The sequence below is a fragment of the Polaromonas sp. genome, from assembly GCF_049790275.1.
Lineage (GTDB): Bacteria > Pseudomonadota > Gammaproteobacteria > Burkholderiales > Burkholderiaceae_C > Polaromonas.
Genome location: NZ_JBAQYR010000011.1, coordinates 1 through 17,285 on the forward strand (window position 1 = coordinate 1; position 17,285 = coordinate 17,285).

At 63.3% G+C, this 17,285-nt stretch carries 19 protein-coding genes; 7 read left to right on the forward strand and 12 right to left on the reverse strand.

Annotation, left to right across the window (positions count from 1 at the left end):
• From WA904_RS01600 to ruvA, 3 genes are all read right to left on the reverse strand, one after another.
• A partial coding sequence (locus WA904_RS01600) for an HlyD family secretion protein (protein WP_425195376.1) occupies window positions 1-612 on the reverse strand: 612 nt, incomplete at its 3' end.
• A 7-nt stretch (window positions 613-619) separates the two neighbouring features.
• The gene (gene ruvB, locus WA904_RS01605; protein WP_425195377.1) at window positions 620-1,693 is read right to left on the reverse strand and encodes a Holliday junction branch migration DNA helicase RuvB; all 1,074 of its coding nucleotides are present in this window, start codon (window positions 1,691-1,693) and stop codon (window positions 620-622) included.
• Complete coding sequence (gene ruvA, locus WA904_RS01610) at window positions 1,690-2,262, reverse strand: Holliday junction branch migration protein RuvA (protein WP_425195378.1); 573 nt, start codon at window positions 2,260-2,262, stop codon at window positions 1,690-1,692. The genes ruvB and ruvA overlap by 4 nt, the downstream gene beginning before the upstream one ends.
• 93 nt (window positions 2,263-2,355) lie before the next feature.
• On the opposite strand from ruvA, the gene WA904_RS01615 reads away from it, so the two are divergent.
• The 3 genes from WA904_RS01615 to WA904_RS01625 all read left to right on the forward strand — a co-directional run bounded on the left by WA904_RS01615 (window position 2,356) and on the right by WA904_RS01625 (window position 4,929).
• Window positions 2,356-3,369, forward strand: coding sequence for a PhoH family protein (locus WA904_RS01615; RefSeq protein WP_425195379.1), 1,014 nt, complete (start codon window positions 2,356-2,358; stop codon window positions 3,367-3,369).
• Entirely contained in the window at window positions 3,359-3,811 is a 453-nt protein-coding gene (ybeY, locus tag WA904_RS01620; protein WP_425195380.1) for an rRNA maturation RNase YbeY, read from the forward strand. The genes WA904_RS01615 and ybeY overlap by 11 nt, the downstream gene beginning before the upstream one ends.
• Window positions 3,812-3,894: 83 nt before the next feature.
• The gene (locus WA904_RS01625) at window positions 3,895-4,929 is read left to right on the forward strand and encodes a peptidoglycan DD-metalloendopeptidase family protein (protein WP_425195381.1); all 1,035 of its coding nucleotides are present in this window, start codon (window positions 3,895-3,897) and stop codon (window positions 4,927-4,929) included.
• Between the two features lie 10 nt (window positions 4,930-4,939).
• Here WA904_RS01625 and dtd read toward each other — a convergent pair whose 3' ends face one another.
• Genes dtd through tyrS form a run of 3 tightly spaced genes read right to left on the reverse strand, consistent with a single transcriptional unit; the run spans window position 4,940 to window position 7,552 of the window.
• On the reverse strand, window positions 4,940-5,389 hold the full coding sequence (gene dtd / locus WA904_RS01630; protein ID WP_425195382.1) for a D-aminoacyl-tRNA deacylase: 450 nt from the start codon (window positions 5,387-5,389) through the stop codon (window positions 4,940-4,942).
• A complete protein-coding gene (locus WA904_RS01635) occupies window positions 5,386-6,300 on the reverse strand; it encodes a cation diffusion facilitator family transporter (protein WP_425195383.1) in 915 nt (304 codons plus the stop codon). The genes dtd and WA904_RS01635 overlap by 4 nt, the downstream gene beginning before the upstream one ends.
• 19 nt (window positions 6,301-6,319) lie before the next feature.
• Entirely contained in the window at window positions 6,320-7,552 is a 1,233-nt protein-coding gene (gene tyrS, locus WA904_RS01640) for a tyrosine--tRNA ligase (RefSeq protein ID WP_425195384.1), read from the reverse strand.
• A gap of 209 nt (window positions 7,553-7,761) precedes the next feature.
• On the opposite strand from tyrS, the gene WA904_RS01645 reads away from it, so the two are divergent.
• Both WA904_RS01645 and WA904_RS01650 read left to right on the forward strand, forming a co-directional pair.
• A complete protein-coding gene (locus tag WA904_RS01645; RefSeq protein WP_425195385.1) occupies window positions 7,762-9,123 on the forward strand; it encodes a peptidoglycan DD-metalloendopeptidase family protein in 1,362 nt (453 codons plus the stop codon).
• 165 nt (window positions 9,124-9,288) lie between these two features.
• Window positions 9,289-10,461 carry an anhydro-N-acetylmuramic acid kinase gene (locus WA904_RS01650; protein WP_425195386.1) on the forward strand — a complete coding sequence of 391 codons (1,173 nt, stop codon included), beginning with the start codon at window positions 9,289-9,291 and terminating at the stop codon, window positions 10,459-10,461.
• A 157-nt stretch (window positions 10,462-10,618) separates the two neighbouring features.
• Here the strand turns inward: WA904_RS01650 and erpA are convergent, their stop codons facing one another.
• From erpA to WA904_RS01680, 6 genes are all read right to left on the reverse strand, one after another.
• Window positions 10,619-10,984 carry an iron-sulfur cluster insertion protein ErpA gene (erpA, locus tag WA904_RS01655; protein WP_096698577.1) on the reverse strand — a complete coding sequence of 122 codons (366 nt, stop codon included), beginning with the start codon at window positions 10,982-10,984 and terminating at the stop codon, window positions 10,619-10,621.
• 72 nt (window positions 10,985-11,056) lie between these two features.
• Window positions 11,057-11,500 (reverse strand): bactofilin family protein, encoded by a 444-nt coding sequence (locus WA904_RS01660; protein ID WP_425195387.1) that lies wholly within the window; start codon window positions 11,498-11,500, stop codon window positions 11,057-11,059.
• Window positions 11,501-11,528: 28 nt separating this feature from the next.
• Window positions 11,529-12,236, reverse strand: a complete 708-nt coding sequence (locus tag WA904_RS01665; protein ID WP_425195388.1) for a DUF6776 family protein — start codon at window positions 12,234-12,236, stop codon at window positions 11,529-11,531.
• Between the two features lie 179 nt (window positions 12,237-12,415).
• Window positions 12,416-12,808, reverse strand: coding sequence for a 30S ribosomal protein S9 (gene rpsI / locus WA904_RS01670; RefSeq protein WP_425195389.1), 393 nt, complete (start codon window positions 12,806-12,808; stop codon window positions 12,416-12,418).
• Window positions 12,809-12,819: 11 nt separating this feature from the next.
• Window positions 12,820-13,248, reverse strand: coding sequence for a 50S ribosomal protein L13 (gene rplM, locus WA904_RS01675; RefSeq protein WP_077593211.1), 429 nt, complete (start codon window positions 13,246-13,248; stop codon window positions 12,820-12,822).
• A gap of 212 nt (window positions 13,249-13,460) precedes the next feature.
• Window positions 13,461-15,236 carry a serine/threonine protein kinase gene (locus WA904_RS01680; RefSeq protein ID WP_425195390.1) on the reverse strand — a complete coding sequence of 592 codons (1,776 nt, stop codon included), beginning with the start codon at window positions 15,234-15,236 and terminating at the stop codon, window positions 13,461-13,463.
• Window positions 15,237-15,395: 159 nt separating this feature from the next.
• On the opposite strand from WA904_RS01680, the gene WA904_RS01685 reads away from it, so the two are divergent.
• Together WA904_RS01685 and WA904_RS01690 are read left to right on the forward strand one after the other, a co-directional pair.
• Window positions 15,396-16,391: a 23S rRNA (adenine(2030)-N(6))-methyltransferase RlmJ gene (locus tag WA904_RS01685; protein ID WP_425195391.1), complete on the forward strand. Its 996-nt coding sequence runs from the start codon at window positions 15,396-15,398 to the stop codon at window positions 16,389-16,391.
• Between the two features lie 31 nt (window positions 16,392-16,422).
• A partial coding sequence (locus WA904_RS01690) for a response regulator (RefSeq protein ID WP_425195392.1) occupies window positions 16,423-17,285 on the forward strand: 863 nt, incomplete at its 3' end.

The following is a 17,285-nucleotide window of genomic DNA, read 5'->3' on the forward strand; positions in this document are numbered from 1 at the left end:
GGCCAGGGCCAGCTGCGCCTGGGCCTGGGCCACATCGGTTCCGGCCTCGGCGTTGGCCTGGATCTGCGCGCGGGCACCGGCTTGCTGCGCGCGGGCCACTTCGACGGCGCGTCGGACTTCATCGAGCCGCGCTTCGCTGAGAAAACCCTGCTTCACGAGTTGCTGGGTGCGTACCATTTCGGCCTCGGCCGCCTTCAGCGTCGAGTCGGCCTGCGCAAGGCTGGCCTGGGCAGCCGTCCGGCCGGTGCTGCGCAAGCCGGCCAGCCGCGCCTGGGCCTGGCGCTCGGAAGCCACCGCCTGCGTCACGGCGGCTCGCAACTCCTCGGTTTCGAGCTGGACCAGCACGTCGCCCTGGCGCACCTGCGCGCCTTCGGCCACCCGCACCTGGGCAACGCGGCCGGTCACGGTGCTGCCGACGTCCACGCGCGACAGCGTCGCCACGCGGGCAGAAAACTGCAGGGTCCGCAGCAATGGCGCGTAATGCAGTTCCACGACATCGACCTTGGGACTTCTCTGGACAAACCAGGCCACGCCAGCTGCCGCTGTGATGACTGTCACGACCCCTATCCAGATCCAGCCGCGTTTCAGGGAGAGGGTGTGTGCCAGGTTCATGGAAGGTTCAGGTTCCGGGTTCAAACAACCCGGCACCGGTTCCGGGTGGTGTCACGCCCAGGTGCCGGTAGGCAGCCAGCGTGGCGATGCGGCCGCGCGGCGTGCGCTGCAGGTAGCCCTGCTGGATCAGGTAGGGCTCGATCACGTCTTCAATCGTGTCGCGCTCTTCACCGATGCTGGCAGCGATGTTGTCCAGGCCGACCGGGCCACCGTCAAAGCGGTGAATCACGGCTTCCAGCAGCTTGCGGTCCATCAGGTCGAAGCCTTGGGGATCGACATCGAGCATGGCCAGCGCCTTGTTGGCGATGTCCAGCGAGATGTGGCCCGTGCCCTTGACGTCGGCATAGTCACGCACGCGGCGCAGCAGGCGGTTGGCGATGCGCGGCGTGCCGCGCGAACGGCGAGCGATTTCGAAACACCCCTCCCTGTCCATGGGCGCATTGAGCAGCCCGGCACTGCGCGTGACGATGCGCGCGAGTTCCTCGGCGCTGTAAAACTCCAGCCGCGCAACAATGCCGAAGCGGTCGCGCAGCGGGTTGGTCAGCATGCCGGCCCGGGTGGTGGCGCCCACCAGTGTGAAAGGCTGCAAATCAAGCTTGATGCTGCGTGCCGCCGGACCTTCGCCGATCATGATGTCGATCTGGTAGTCCTCAAGGGCCGGGTACAAAATTTCCTCGACCACGGGGCTCAGGCGATGGATCTCGTCGATGAAGAGCACATCGTTTTTTTCCAGGTTGGTCAGCAGCGCTGCGAGGTCCTTGGGTTTTTCCAGCACCGGTCCCGAGGTCTGGCGCAGGTTCACGCCGAGCTCGTGCGCAATGATGTGGCTCAGGGTCGTCTTGCCCAGGCCGGGCGGGCCGAACAGCAGCACGTGGTCCATGGCTTCGCTGCGTTTGCGGGCCGCGCCGATAAAAATTTCGAGTTGCTCGCGCACCTTGGCCTGGCCGACATATTCATCAAACAGCTTGGGCCGCAAGGCACGTTCGATCGCCTCCTCATTGGGCGACGCAGGCGCAGCCGACATCACCCGCTTCACAGGCGGCACGCCGGACATGTCGAAGTCGTCGGTCTGGATGCTCATTTGGCGAGGGCCTTCAATGCCAGCTTGATGCCGTCACTCACACCAATGTCCTTGGGCAGGGCCTTGAGGGCCAGTGCCGCATCGCGGTCGCTGTAGCCGAGCGCCACCAGCGCCTGCAGGATGTCGGACTGCGCATCGTCGGCGATGCTGACCCGCACGCCGATGTCGGCGCCCAGTTTGCCCTTGAGCTCGAGCAGCAGACGCTCGGCAGTTTTCTTGCCTATGCCCGGCACCTTGATGATGCGGCCGGCTTCCTGCTGGGTCACGGCCTGGGAGAGTTCTTCAACGCTCATGCCGCTGAGCACGCTGAGCGCGGTACGCGGGCCCACGCCGGAGATCTTGATGAGCTGTCGAAAGGCGGCGCGCTCGCTGGCGCTGCCGAAGCCGTAGAGGATTTGCGCGTCTTCGCGCACCACAAAATGGGTCAGCAACGAGACTTTTTCACCCAGGCCGGGGAGGTTGTAGAAGGTGCTCATGGGCACCATCACCTCGTAACCCACACCGTTGCAGTCCACCAGCACTTCCGGGGGGTTCTTTTCGGCCAGCAGGCCACTTATTCGTCCGATCATGGGCAAATCTTAGCAGTCGTGCGTGCGCCCACCGACTTGAATATGGGGGGACAATCACCCATCTGTCTGCCTTGCCTCAAGGAAAACACCCTTTTGATCCTCCGCTACACCTTCACCCCGCCGAACAACACCCGCATGGGCCACCTGTGCGGCCCCATGGATTCGCACATCCGCACCATCGAGGCGGCGCTGCAGGTCACGATTGCGCACCGCTTCGAGCAGTTCAAGATCGACGGGCCCAAGGCCAAGGCCCAGCAGGCGCTGGAAGTGCTGCAGGCGCTGTATGAGATGGCGCAGCGCCCGATTCCCGAGGAAACCGTGCAGCTGATGCTGGCCGGCGACACCGCGCTAAGCATTGCGCCGGACGGCGCGATGGCCCTGTCCACCCGCCGCGCCGACCTGCGGGCGCGTACTACCAACCAGGGCGCCTACCTGGAAAACATCTCCGCCCACGACATCACCTTCGGCATCGGTCCGGCCGGCACCGGCAAAACTTACCTGGCCGTGGCCTGCGCGGTCGATGCGCTGGAGCGCAGCGCGGTGCAGCGCATCGTGCTGACGCGCCCGGCGGTCGAAGCCGGCGAGCGCCTGGGCTTTTTGCCCGGTGACTTGAACCAGAAGGTGGACCCTTACCTGCGTCCGCTCTACGACGCCTTGTATGAACTGATGGGCTTCGAGCGCGTACAGAAAGCATTCGAGCGCCAGCAGATCGAGATCGCGCCGTTGGCCTTCATGCGCGGCCGCACGCTGAACCACGCCTTCGTGATCCTCGATGAAGCGCAGAACACCACGCCCGAGCAGATGAAGATGTTTTTGACGCGCATCGGTTTCGGCAGCAAGGCCGTGGTGACAGGCGACGTGAGCCAGGTAGACCTGCCGCGCACGCAGCTGAGCGGGCTGATCGACGCCGAACGCGTGCTCAAGCGCATCAAGGGCATTGCCATCACCCGCCTGACCAGCGCCGACGTGGTGCGCCACCCACTGGTGGCACGCATTGTGGACGCCTACGACGGCTACAAGGGCAAAACCCCGGACATCGACGACGCTATGGATTCGATAGTGCCTGTCGCCCGCCCCACAAGGACAAAAAGCCGAAATGGCTCTTAAACAGCTGAGCCTGTCGCTGCAGTTCGGCGACATCCAGGACGCGAAGCGCCATCGCGCCGCCCTGCCGCGCCGCAGCGTCGCGCGCTGGATCCGTCATGCGCTGGACAGTGACGCCGAAATCACCGTACGCATCGTGGACGCCGAAGAAGGCCAGGCACTGAACCGCGGCTACCGGCAGAAAGACTACGCCACCAACGTACTGACCTTCGACTACACGCAGGCACCGCTGGTCACGGCCGACCTGGTGCTGTGTGCGCCCGTGGTGGAACGTGAGGCCCACGAGCAGGGCAAAACCCTGCAGGCGCACTACGCCCACCTGCTGGTGCACGGAACACTGCACGCACAGGGTTACGACCACGAGACGAACGAAGGGGATGCGCTGGAGATGGAAGCGCTGGAAATCATGCTGCTGGACGCGCTGGGTTTCCCCAACCCCTACTGACCGGGGACAGCCTATGATGGCGGCTGAACCCGGCGGCGCGCCTTGGTTCCGCGGTATCGACAACAACGATAAAAGGGAGTCCCATGAAAAACATCCGCAAAGCGATGCTGGCGTCGCTGTCCATGTCCTGCCTGCTCTGCGGAGCGGCCCACGCCAACCCCCGGACCGAGGCGCTGATGAAAAGCTTCGACACCAACGGGGACGGCAAGATTTCGGCCGACGAGTGGCTGGGCAACAAGCGTCGGTTCCAGAAGATCGATGCCAATGGGGACGGCTTCGTCACCCCTGAAGAACTGGCGGCGGCTTTCGACAATGCCCCCCCAGGCGCCGGCCCGAACGGCGAAGCCAGGGAAGGCGGAGCAAAAGCCAATTCGGCAGAACCCCACAAGGTGCCGCTGTTCCAGCTCAAGAACGTCAACAGCCAGGCCTTTCTGAGCGGAAGAACACCGAAAGAACAGATGCATGCGATCGGCATGCAAGAGAGCGGCCTGACGGCGGTCTTTCCGCAGGACGGCGGCTGCAACCCCATCGACCACGTTTTCGGAGAAGTCTGGCAGGGGGGTACGGACAAGAACAAACTGCACTCGGGTGCCGACATTCCTGCAGCTTACGGCGAGCCGATTCATGCCATGGCCGACGGCGTGGTGGTGGCCAAGGCCGACGGCGGCGGTGAAGGCCCGCGCAAGAACCGCGGTGTGTTGATCGTCCTGCAACATTCCCCGCAGGACAGCGGCCTGCCGGTGTGGTCATACACCTTGTATTCGCATTTCAGCAAGGCGCCCGAACTGGAAATCGGGCAACGCGTTCGCATGGGCGAGTACCTGGGGCCGAACGGCAGAAGCGGCGTTCCGGGGGCCAGCCGGGAGCCCCATCTGCACCTGTCCGCCTTCATCGGCGAGTCACCCCGCTATGCGGTGGCCAACGACACGGTGGTTCCGGAAGGGGGCCGTTTCATCGACCCGATCGCCCTGTTTCGCGGCCAGCAGCCCATGGACACGGCGTTGATGCGGGACTTGCCCGCAGCGCAAAAGGTCATCCCTGCTGCCTACAAGCGCAAGAGTGGCGAGATTGTCCCGGCCGGCGCCAAGCTGATCTGGCCCTTCCTCTGCAAGGGCTAGAGCCGCTGTTTCAGGTGTCGGGCTGGATGCGCAGGGGAATCGTCACCGGCCCGTCATTGACCAGATGCACCTGCATGTCCGCGGCGAACTGCCCGGTCTCTACCTTCGGATGCGCCAACCGCGCCTGCACCACGAAATAATCGTATAGGCGCCTTCCCTCGTCAGGCAACGCCGCACCGGTGAAGCTGGGCCGATTGCCGCCCGACACATCGGCGGCCAGTGTGAACTGGCTGACGATGAGCAGACCGCCCTCCGTGTCCTGCACGCTGCGGTTCATCTTGCCTGCCTCATCGGCAAAAATGCGCAGCTTCAGGATTTTGGCGAGCAGCTTGTCGGCCTGCACATCCGCATCGCCGCGCTCGGCGCACAGCAGCACCAGCAGGCCTGCGCCGATCTCACCCGTCACCTCACCGCCCACCACCACACGCGCCTGGCTCACGCGTTGAACCACGCTGATCAAATCAGGTCCTTCTCATCGTCAAAATGCGCTTCCACATCGGAAGGCAGCAACTGGATGGTGGCACGCAGGCCCGGCACCGCACTCATGAGCGCCTGCTCGACACTGGTGCGCAATGCCGCCGCGCGGCCGAGGGACCAGCTGCCGGGCATGTGCATGTGCAGATCAACAAACCGTCGCTGGCCGGAGCGGCGCGTGCTGAGGTGGTCGAAGCGGATGGTCGCGTGGGAAAACCCGGCCAATGTCTTGTTGATCTCGGCCAGCACTTCGGGCTCGACCGCTTCATCCATCAGGCCCTGCGACGAGCGCCACATCAGGCGAACACCTTCCCACAGGATATTGACCGCCACGCCCATGGCCACCAGGGCGTCGAGCCAGAGCCAGCCCGTCAGCGCCACGGCGCCTATGCCAACCACCACCCCGACCGAAGTCCAGACATCGGTGACCAGGTGCCTGGCATCTGCCTCCAGCGCGATTGAACGATGCGCCTTGGCGGAACGGAACATGAACCATGCGAGCAGACCATTGAGGCCTGAACTCAGCACGGACAACACGAGCCCCCAGCCGACCCGCTGCAGTGGCTGCGGATCGAGGATACGGTGCCCCGCGGCCCAGATGATGGCCACCGCAGCCCCAACAATCAGCGCACCTTCAAAGCCGGATGAAAAATACTCGGCCTTGTGATGCCCGTAGGGATGGTCGTCGTCGGCGGGCCGCTGCGCAATCGTGACCATGAGCAGCCCGAACATCGCGCTGGCCAGGTTGACGAAGGACTCCATGGCGTCGGCCAGCAAGCCCACCGAGTCGGTGATGTACCAGGCCCCGGTTTTCAGCACGATGGTGGCAAACGCCACCACCACCGAAGCCATCAGCAGGCGCTGCGGTGTCAGGGATTGCAGGCTGGGCAGCTTCATCGGCGGTTCATTGAAGTGTTCAGCTCAGTGTCACGCGCGCAAACTTGCGCTTGCCGACCTGCACGACGTAGGTGCCGACATCCAGCTTGAGCGCCTTGTCGCGGACCACGCTGGAGTCCACACGCACGCCACCGCCGTCGATCAGGCGGTTGCCTTCACCGGTGGAAGCGGCCAGCCCGGCCATTTTGAGCAATGCGGCAATGCCCAAGGGTGCACCGCTCAGGGTGAGCTCGGGAATCTCGTCGGGTACGCCGCCTTTGCTGCGGTTGATGAAGTCCTGCTCCGCGACGTCTGCCGCGGCTGCTGAATGGAAACGCGCCGTGATCTCCCTGGCAAGCGCCACCTTGGCATCTTTCGGATTGCGCCCGCCTTCAACTTCCTTCTTCAGCGCAAGAATCTCTGCCTCGCTTTTGAAGCTCAGCAGGGTGAACCATTTCCACATCAGCACGTCGGAGATCGACAGCACCTTGGCAAACATGGTGTTGGCCTCTTCAGAAATGCCGATGTAGTTGTTCTTGCTCTTGGACATCTTCTCCACGCCGTCCAGCCCCTCGAGCAGCGGCATGGTCAAAATGCATTGCGGCTCCTGGCCGTACTCGACCTGCAGGTGGCGACCCATCAGCAGGTTGAACTTCTGGTCGGTGCCGCCGAGTTCTAGGTCGGACTTGAGCGCCACCGAGTCATAACCCTGCATCAGCGGGTAAAGGAACTCATGCACGCTGATCGGCGTGCCGGCCTTGAAACGGTCATGAAAATCGTTGCGCTCCATCATGCGCGCCACCGTGTATTTGGCAGCCAGCTCGATCATGCCGCGCGCGCCCAGCGGGTCGCTCCACTCGCTGTTGTAGCGGATCTCGGTCCGGGCCGGGTCCAGCACCAAGGAAGCCTGGCGGTAGTAGGTGTCGGCGTTGGCCTTGATCTGCTCCGGGGTCAGCGGAGGACGCGTGTTGTTGCGGCCCGAGGGGTCGCCGATCAGGCTGGTGAAGTCGCCGATGAGAAAGATGACTGTATGGCCCAGATCCTGGAGCTGACGCATTTTGTTCAGCACCACGGTATGTCCGACATGAATGTCAGGCGCGGTCGGGTCCAGGCCCAGTTTGATGCGCAAAGGAGTGCCCGTAGCCTCGGAGCGGGCCAGTTTTGTAAGCCATTCGTTTTGCGGTAGCAATTCCTCACAACCTCGCAGGGTCACTGCCAAGGCTTCCCTGACGCTGTCTGTCGGGGTGAATTTTGTAACAAGCTCTTGATTCATAAGGGTTTTTCACATCGCGGGCAGTTGTCTGACATATATACTCGCTGTTCTGCCATTGCCCGGCCCCTGAATCAGCTGGCCTGCAAATTGCAAACCAATTCTAAGTTGTTGCCATCGCCCATCTTTGTAGGGGATCGCACAGCGCCATCATCATTCGCCATCAGGCTGCTTCTGCCGCCTGAGGCCTAGCAAGGTTGGGGAACCCTGTGTTGAACAAGAACGATCTGACGTACTGCCTGCAAACTGCCACAAGCCTTCTTCGTCGCCATCCCAAAAGAATCACGGGCACACTGGCCGCCCTGCTGCTGGGAACAGGGGTCACCGCCTTCGGCGTCGCACCCCTGGCACCCGATGCTGCCGACCTGCCGGTTCGCCAAATTCTGGAGACCGTCCAGAGCCTGCCCACCGAAGTGCAGACCGAAGCCCTCGGCAGTTTCCAGTTCAAGCTGTTTCGCAACGAAACCACGCGCAGCACAGACACCGCCGACGTCCTGCTGCGTCGCCTGAACATTGACGATGCTGCTGCGGCCGCCTTCCTGCGCAGCGATGCCAATGGCCGCCTGACGCTGATGGGCCGTCCTGGTAAAAGCGTGACGGTGGAAGCCACCGATCGCAACCAGTTGCTCAAGCTGACGGTCCGCTGGGCTACCGACGACGAGGAAAAGTTCACCCGCCTGGTGGTCGAACGTGCGGCGGACAACAGCTTCTCCTCACGTGTGGAAACAGCGGCCTATACCAGCTCGACCCAGCTGGCCGGCGGCACCATTCGCACTTCGCTGTTTGCCGCCACCGACGACGCCGGGATCCCCGACGCAGTTGCCGTGCAAATTGCGGAAATTTTCTCGGGCGATATCGACTTTCACCGCGCATTGCGCAAGGGCGACCGCTTCAGCGTGGTTTACGAAACACTGGAAGCCGACGGCGAAGCGATGCGCACCGGCCGCGTGCTCAGCACGGAATTTGTCAACGGCGGCAAAAAGCTGCAGGCGATGTGGTTCCGCGAGCCGGCAGCCGGCCAGGGCGCTGGCAGGGGCGGTTATTACACGCTGGATGGCCAGAGCCTGCGTCGCGCCTACCTGGCTTCCCCGATGGAGTTCTCGCGGGTCAGCAGCGGCTTCAAGATGCGTTTCCATCCGATTTTGCAGACCTGGCGCGCGCATCTGGGTGTTGACTATGCAGCGCCCACAGGGACGTCCGTCCGCAGCGTCGGCGACGGCATCGTCGAGTTTGCCGGCGTGCAAAACGGTTTCGGCAATGTTGTGTTCGTCAAACACCGCAACAACCACACCACGGTTTATGCCCACCTGAGCCGCATCGGTGTGCAAAGAGGCCAGAGCGTGAGCCAGGGTCAACACATCGGTGCGGTCGGTTCGACCGGCTGGGCCACCGGGCCTCACCTCCACTTCGAATTCCGTGTCAACGGCATGCACCAGGACCCGATGAACATCGCCAAGCAGAGCGAAACCATTCCCCTGTCAGCCGCAGCACAACCCCTGTTCCGGCAACTTGCCGGCAATGTCAGGCAGCAGCTGCAAGCCGCCGCGGACATGACGCAGGTCCGGGCTGAATAAATTGACCCCCACGTTCGCTCGCTTCGCGTAGCTCTCTGCCCCCCGAGGGGGCCGCTGCGCCTGCGGGCCGGCAAAGCCGGACCCGCGGCCCCGGCTGGTCTGAAGAGCCCACGATCGCTCATCCATAAATCACTCCTCTAGCCACCCCTTGCGGCAAAATGCCTCATGGCTGATTACTACATGGGATTGATGTCGGGCACCTCGCTCGATGGCGCGGACGGCGTTCTGGTGGATTTCTCGGCGTCTGCGCCGCGTGTTCTGGCTTCTGCCTCCGCGCCGTTTTCCTCCACTTTCCAAGCCGAATTGCTGGCCCTCAACAGCACCGGGCACAACGAACTTCACCGCGCTGCGCTGGCCGCCAACCAGCTGTCAGGAGTGTACGCCCGTGTCATTCAAGCCCTGCTGGAGCAGGCAGGCCAGCACGGCATCACCGCCAACGATATACAGGCCATTGGCGCCCATGGGCAAACCGTGCGCCACCGGCCGCAGGAATTCGGGGACGACCCGCTCAGCGGCGGCTCGAATGCGGGCTATACGCTGCAACTGAACAACCCGGCCTTGCTGGCAGAGCTCACCGGGCTCCACGTGGTTGCCGACTTCCGCACAGCCGACCTGGCTGCCGGCGGCCAGGGCGCGCCGCTGGTGCCTGCGTTTCACCACGCCGTCTTCGCAGAGCCGACACGCAGCATTGCCGTCCTCAACATCGGGGGCATCAGCAACCTGACCCTGCTTCCGGCGCAACAGGAAAAGAGCGGCGTGCAGGGCTTTGACTGCGGCCCCGGCAATGCGCTGATGGACCTCTGGTGCCTGCGGCATACCGGACAGGCCTATGACGCCAAAGGCAGCTGGAGCGCGTCAGGCGCCGTCATTCCCGGCTTGCTGGCGCGGCTGCTGGCAGAACCCTACTTTGCCAAGGCGCCTCCCAAGAGCACCGGGCGTGACCTGTTCAATGCCGCATGGCTTGCCACGCAGCTCCAGGGCTTTGAAAGCAGCGCAGCACAGGACGTACAGGCCACACTTACCGCCCTGACGGCGCAAGCCTGCGCGCGCGACCTGCTGCGCCATGCGCCGCGCACCACCGAGCTGCTGGTGTGCGGCGGCGGCGCCTTCAATGATGAACTGATGCGGCAACTGGCACTGGCCCTGCCTGGGATCACCGCCCACTCCACGGCCATGCGTGGCCTGCCACCGCTGCAAGTGGAAGCCGCCGCCTTTGCCTGGCTGGCTCGCGCCTGGCACCAACAGCAGCCGGGCAATTTGGTGGCGGTGACGGGGGCTCGTGGCCCACGCGTGCTGGGTGCTCTGTATCTGGCCCCCACGGTCGCTCGCTGCGTGTAGCTCCCTGCCCCCCGAGGGGGCCGCTACACCTGCGGACCGGCAAAGCCGGACCACGGCCCTGGCTGGAAGTGAACCCCCCCACCGGTGCCACTGCTTACATTGAGCTGCGGCCACAAAAAAGGACCCGAAGGTCCTTTTTTGTGAAGCCGGAAGAAACTCAAGCCGAGAAGCTGGAGCCGCAGCCGCAGGTGCTGGTGGCGTTGGGATTCTTGATCACGAACTGGGCACCTTCGAGGTCATCCTTGTAATCGATTTCGGCGCCGACCAGGTACTGGTAACTCATCGCGTCGATCAGCAGAGACACGCCATTTTTGGTCATGGTGGTGTCGTCTTCATTGGTGATTTCGTCGAAAGTGAAGCCGTACTGGAAGCCGGAGCATCCGCCACCCTGGACAAACACCCGCAGCTTCAGGTCCGGATTGCCTTCTTCGGCAATCAGGTCTGCAACCTTGGCCGCGGCACTGTCGGTAAAGACAAAGGGGGCGGGCATTTCGGTCTGGATGTTTTCAGCTACTGCGCTCATGGGGAACTCCGTTTTTCACGACTTGTCGATTGATAGTACAGCAATTCAATCAACCATAGAGCGCGTGCAGGCTTAGAGTCGGCCATAGCCGCTGACCGGGACTTCTTCCCGGGATTTCTCGACGTTGTTGGCAGCCAGCTTCAGGAGGGGCTTGTCGCTGACCTCATGGTTGGTCGGACGTAACTGTCCAAAGATGACGGCGCCCTGGTGCATTTCAAGCGCTTTGTAGGCCACATCGCCCTGGATTTTGGCTTTGGGCTGCAATTCGAGAAGCTCGGCAGCATGGACCGGCCCCATGACCCGGCCGTTGATGATGACGTGGTCCGCATAGATGTGCCCGGTGACGCAAGCCGATTCGCTGATCACAAGAATGCTGGGACTGCCTTCGTTGGCACGTATGTCACCGATCACTTCGCCATCAATGCGCAGGCCATCGGTGAACTTGAGGTTGCCTTCAATGCAGCTACCCTGGGCAATCAGGCTCTTGATCGGGGGCTGCGTCTTTTTACCGAACATAAACATCCTGTGAGTTGGGGCGGAAGGATCAGAGCTTGACGGTCTGGACGGAACGGACAGCCGTTCCTTCGACCACTTTGGCGGTCACCGTTTTTACCACGGCCAGGGGGGGCAGGTCGAGTACTCCTTCGATGCGGCGGTACTGCTTGAACTGCAGCGCCTGGGCGCCGCCGGGCAAGCCCGTCGTCCACGGCTTGCCGGCCAGGGTGCCGTTAAAGGTCAGCTCCAGCTTGCCATTGAACACCGGCGCGTCCCTGGTCGGCTGGATCACCAGCACCTGCCACTTGACCTGCATGTCCGACAGGGCTTCAGCCTGCAGGCCACGGATGGCGGCGCTTTCCGCACCGCCGGCGGGCAGGAGTTTTTCAAAGAACCCCAGATCGTCGCGGAGCAGCCGGTTTTCCACCTGAAGCTGCCGGATCTGGGCCATCATTTTTTCCTGCGCGGCCTTTTCGGCGGTCAACAGACTGCCCGAAATGTTGGCAATCGACTGTGATTTGTCGCGTTCGGCGCGCAGCATGGCCACTTCTTCACGCAGCTTGGTCAACTCGAGCTTGGCGTCCTTGTCGAGCCCCGCGATACTGACGCCGAGCTCGAAAGTCCACAACGCGATGGCTGCAGAAAAACCCAGCATCATGGCACCCAATGCCCAGCGCAGCGGCCAGGGCAGGGATGTGCGGATGGCCATACGCGGTGAACTGATGGTCAGGCGACGGCGAAACAGGCGAAATTTCAAGGGCAGATCCTGCCATTTTTGACTCAGAGGGTGCATTGTGCACGCAGACCAGTCGGTATCGAAGGCATTGCCGTAAAGCGAAGGTAAGGGTTTGCGTCAATGAGACCGGGACCGCGGGGAACCATGAAAAAAGCCGCCAGGTGCAAACCAGGCGGCTTTTCGTGGACAGCAAAAGCGGATTAACGCTTGCTGAACTGCTTGCGGCGACGTGCCGAACGGAAACCGACTTTTTTACGTTCGACTTCACGTGCATCACGCGTGACAAACCCGGCCTGGCTCAGCACCGGCTTGAGGGTTGCGTCATAGTCGATCAGCGCCCGGGTGATGCCGTGGCGCACTGCACCGGCCTGGCCGGACTCGCCGCCGCCGTGCACGTTGACCATGATGTCGAAGGTTTCGACGTGGTTGGTCAGGTAGAGGGGCTGCTTGCAGATCATGATCGAGGTTTCACGACCGAAGAAGGTCTGGATGTCGCGGTCGTTGACCGTGATCTTGCCAGTGCCTTTTTTGATGAACACGCGGGCGACGCTCGATTTGCGACGGCCAGTGCCATTGTTCCATTCACCAATCATCTCAAGGCTCCTTAAATTTCCAGCACTTTAGGCTGTTGGGCGGTATGCGGATGTTCTGCACCACCGTACACCTTGAGTTTTTTGATCATGGCGTAACCAAGCGGGCCTTTGGGCAGCATGCCCTTGACGGCTTTTTCCAGGGCACGGCCCGGGAACTTGGTTTGCATGTCGCGGAAATTCGTAGCCGAGATACCGCCGGGGTAACCCGAATGGCGGTAGTAGATCTTGTCAGTCGACTTGGCGCCGGTGACACGAAGCTGGGCTGCGTTGATGATGACGATGAAGTCACCGGTATCGACGTGAGGCGTATAAATGGCCTTGTGTTTGCCGCGCAAACGGAGAGCAACTTCGCTGGCTACTCGTCCGAGGACCTTGTCGGTCGCGTCAATCACAAACCACTCATGCACCACGTCAGCGGGTTTTGCGCTGAAAGTTGTCATGGTTTACTTTTTAAAAAGTTGGTTTGAGCAGCCCTTTTCCACGGTCGGTGTTTCTCTGATGGAAACCTCTTAGGTGGGGTTCAAGCTTCGCCGCGGGGCCAGCCAATCGCTGCGAAGCCCACGATTATACAAAATCTGCGAGCCTGAGCGCGGATTTCTCTGCCTGCCTTCCCCAACCAGCAGCTTGACGGACCACTTCTGGCCGTTTTTGACTACAAACCGTCCGGGCGACGGCTGTTCTGGAGACGTGCGTTGTTTTCAACACACACGGCCAGTCCGGCCATCTCCGGCTTCTGGCATTGGCGAAAGATACACATGGGCCGGGTCACAAAATTGCGGTCGGCACACAGGGTCTGCGGATCGGGCGGTGCGGTGCCCGGCACATTCACACGCGCCGGCACCGCGGCAACAGCCACCGGCACCGGAGCCTGCGCAGCCAGGCTGGCCGCATCGGCTTGTGCCGCTGTTTTCTTTGGGGAAACACGTTTGGCCACCGAGGTAGACCGCACTTCCGGCGCCGGGGGCAAGGAGGCCACCTCTGCACCCGTCCGTTCGGTCGCCGTCGAGACCGGGACGGGCACTGCAAGCACCGCCTGAGGCGGATCGGCAGGCGGTGCCGGAATCACAGGGAGCGACGCGCTGGTGGTGGAGGGAGCCACCTGGTCTGCAAGCCGCGCTTGCGGTACCCGGCTGCCCCGTCCCAGCACCAAACCCAGTACAAGGGCGGCGACAGCCACCCCCAGCACGCCGGCGCCAAGGCGCCAGGAACGGCCAGACCGGGCCTCCGGGAGGCTTAACGCCGCTGGTATGGATGCAGGGGGGGCAGGTGTAAATGAAGGTGTGGATGCTGGCGCAGGCACAGGCGGGCGCCGGACTGCAGTGTCCCGCCGCCGGGGTGCCACAAAAGGCTGGGTCGTATCGTCGTGCGTCTTCGGAGCCGGAGGCTGCGAAAGCACAGGCTCCACCTTGACCTCGGCCTGCGAGACAGACAAGCCAGGCGGCGCCCAGATCGGGCCCAGTTCGGCCCGCCAGTCGAAGCGGGACATGCCATTGGGCGTTTCGAGCGCCATGGCCTGCACAAGGGCCGCCACGGTTTGCGGCCTTTCCTTGGCGTCAATCGCCAGCGCCTGACCTATCGCCTGGACAAAGGCCGGCGAATAACCCAGGCCGAACTGCTCCTGCACAGTGCGTGCCACGCGGGAAAACGGCGGCAAGCGGTCGCGCACAGCCCGGAAAGTGGCCGGCAGCGGCGGCTTGTTGCACAGCAGGCCGTGAACTACAGCGGCCAGTGCATACAGGTCGGTCCACGGGCCCTGGCGCATGTCGGGTGCGCCGGCGTGCTGCTCCAGCGGCGCATAACTCAGCTTGAAGGCGTCGGTCAGGTCCTGCGTCTTGCCGCCCATGGCATGGCGCGCCGCGCCCAGGTCCAGCAGCACCGGCGGTCCGACGTCCTGCAGGAAGATGTTGTCGGGCGAGACATCCCGGTGCACCGCGCGCCCCTGGTGCAGGGTTTTGAGTGCGCCCAGCACCGCCCACAGGACCTTGCGCAGCCAGGCCTCGGTCGGCGGGCTGCGCATCTGGCTGCGCGCCGCCTGCAGCGTGATGCCGCGGTAAAAAGGCATCACCATGTAGGCGGTCTGCTGCGCCTCCCAGTAACGGAAAACCTTGACCAGCGAGGGATGGTCGAACTGCGCCAGCAAGCGCGCCTCGGCCACAAAGGACTGCAGCCCGGCCTGGAAAGCCGCCTTGTCGGCCGGGTCGCGAACAGTCACCGCGCCTTCCTCACCGCGGCAGGCAAGCGCCGCCGGCATGAACTCCTTGATGGCCACCTGCCGCTGCAGCGAATGGTCAAACGCCTGGTAAACCATGCCAAAACCACCTACGCCCAGCAAACCCAGCAGTTCGAACTCGGCCAGGCGCGTGCCTGCCGGCAAGGCATCCACATGCGTGATCAGCGAAACAGGGGTTGGACTGTGGGAAACGGTCATGAACAAGCGGCAAAAAGCAACGTTGGCCTGCAATTAGGCATGGCGGCCCGTTCGGCGTCAAGACGCCCGGGCCGCCAGAACAACGCGTCCGTCGGGATTGTGTTGCTGATTGCAAGCGCCGGTAAAGGCCGCAAAGGCGGCGACCGTTAACATAGCGGCATGTTCAGTTATCGCCACGCCTTCCATGCCGGCAACCATGCCGACGTGCTCAAGCACACCACGCTGATCGCGTTGATGAAGTATTTGACCCAGAAAGACACGGCGCTGACTGTGATCGACACGCACGCCGGTGCCGGGCTGTACCGCCTGGACGGCGACTACACCGAAACCAGCGGCGAAGCACAGGAAGGCGTGTTTCGCCTGTTTTCGGCATCAAATGTGCCCGCAGCCCACGCTGTACCAGCGTCAACAGCTAGCAAAAAGGTAGCAACCTCAAAAGCCGCGGGAGCCGCCATAACGGCAGGGGAGGCTCTGGCGCCTGCGCTGCAGGACTACGCCGACCTGTTGCGCGGACTGAACCCGCAGTTCGCCACCAGCGGCGATCTGGCGCACCTGAAAATTTACCCCGGCTCGCCGTTCATAGAACAGCAGTTCCTCAGCGGCCGCGACAAGCTCAAGCTGTTCGAACTGCACCCGACCGATTTCAAGTCGCTGACCGGCAACATCGCGCAACTGGGCGTGGGCCGCCAGGTCACGGTGGCCTGCGAGGACGGCTTTGAGGTGCTGAAGACCTTTCTGCCGCCGCCGGCGCGGCGCGCCATGGTGCTGTGCGACCCGAGCTACGAGATCAAGAGCGACTATGCCCGCGTCGCGGCCTGCATGGGCGATGCCGTCAAGCGTTTTGCCACCGGCACCTACGTGGTCTGGTACCCCATCATTCCGCGCCCCGAGGCCCATGACCTGCCGCGCAAGCTCAAGACGCTGGCGACCAAGGCGGGCCGCAGCTGGCTCAACGCCACGCTCACCGTGAAGTCCAGCAAACTCACCACCGACGAGGCCGGCGACGTCAAGCGCCCCGGCCTGCCGGCCAGCGGCATGTTTGTGATCAATCCGCCGCACACACTCAAGGCCGAGCTGCAGGCCGCCCTGCCGCAAATGGTGGCGCGGCTGGGACAGGACCGCAACGCCGGCTTCACGCTGGACCACGGCGGCTGAGCAGCGGCTGCCGCCGTCAAGAGGCCCACACATGCATGTGATCCTGGTTGTTGAAGACGACGACGCCATTCGCAGCAACATCCCCCGCCTGCTGACGCTGGAAGGGTTTGAGGCCGTAGCCGCCGCCAACGGCCGCACCGGCCTGGCGCATGCCAGGGCCCGCACGCCCGACCTGATCATCTCGGACGTGAACATGCCCGACATGGACGGGTTCGAGCTGCTGGCGGCCGTTCGTGGCGACCCCGCGCTGGCCACCACTCCCTTCATGCTGCTGACCGCACTGGACGACCGCGGCAGCATGCGCCGCGGCATGACGACCGGTGCCGACGATTACCTGTCCAAGCCTTTCACGCGCACCGAACTGCTCGATGCGGTCCAGGCGCAATTGCGCAAGAAAAATCTGGTGGATGCACGCATTGCTTCCGGCATGGCTGCGCTGGAGGATCGCCTGCGCACAGCCTTTGCCAGCCACATCGGCGGCAACCGGCCCGCCGCTTTCTCGGTGGACATCCCGGCGGTCAACGAGACCGGACAGGTGCTGGATGCCACCGTGCTGGTGTCGACGATCCGCAACTTCACTTCGCTGGCCGAGAAACTCGACGCCAGTGAAGTCTCGCAGTTGCTGACCGAGTATTTCGAGCGCAGCAGCCAGCCCGCGCTCAAGAACGGCGGGCGGCATCTCAAGTTTGTCGGCGATGGCCTGATGGCCGTGTTTGCCAACACGCTCAGCGATTCGCCGCTGTCGGCGCAGCGCCGCGCGATTTCGGCGGCACTGGCGATGGCGCTGGCCGCCCACGAATTCCGGGCCTGGCTGGCGCAGCGTTTTGCCGCACGCGGGCTCCCGCCATTTGCCGTCGGCATCGGGCTGCACTGCGGCGAGGTCACGCTGTGCCC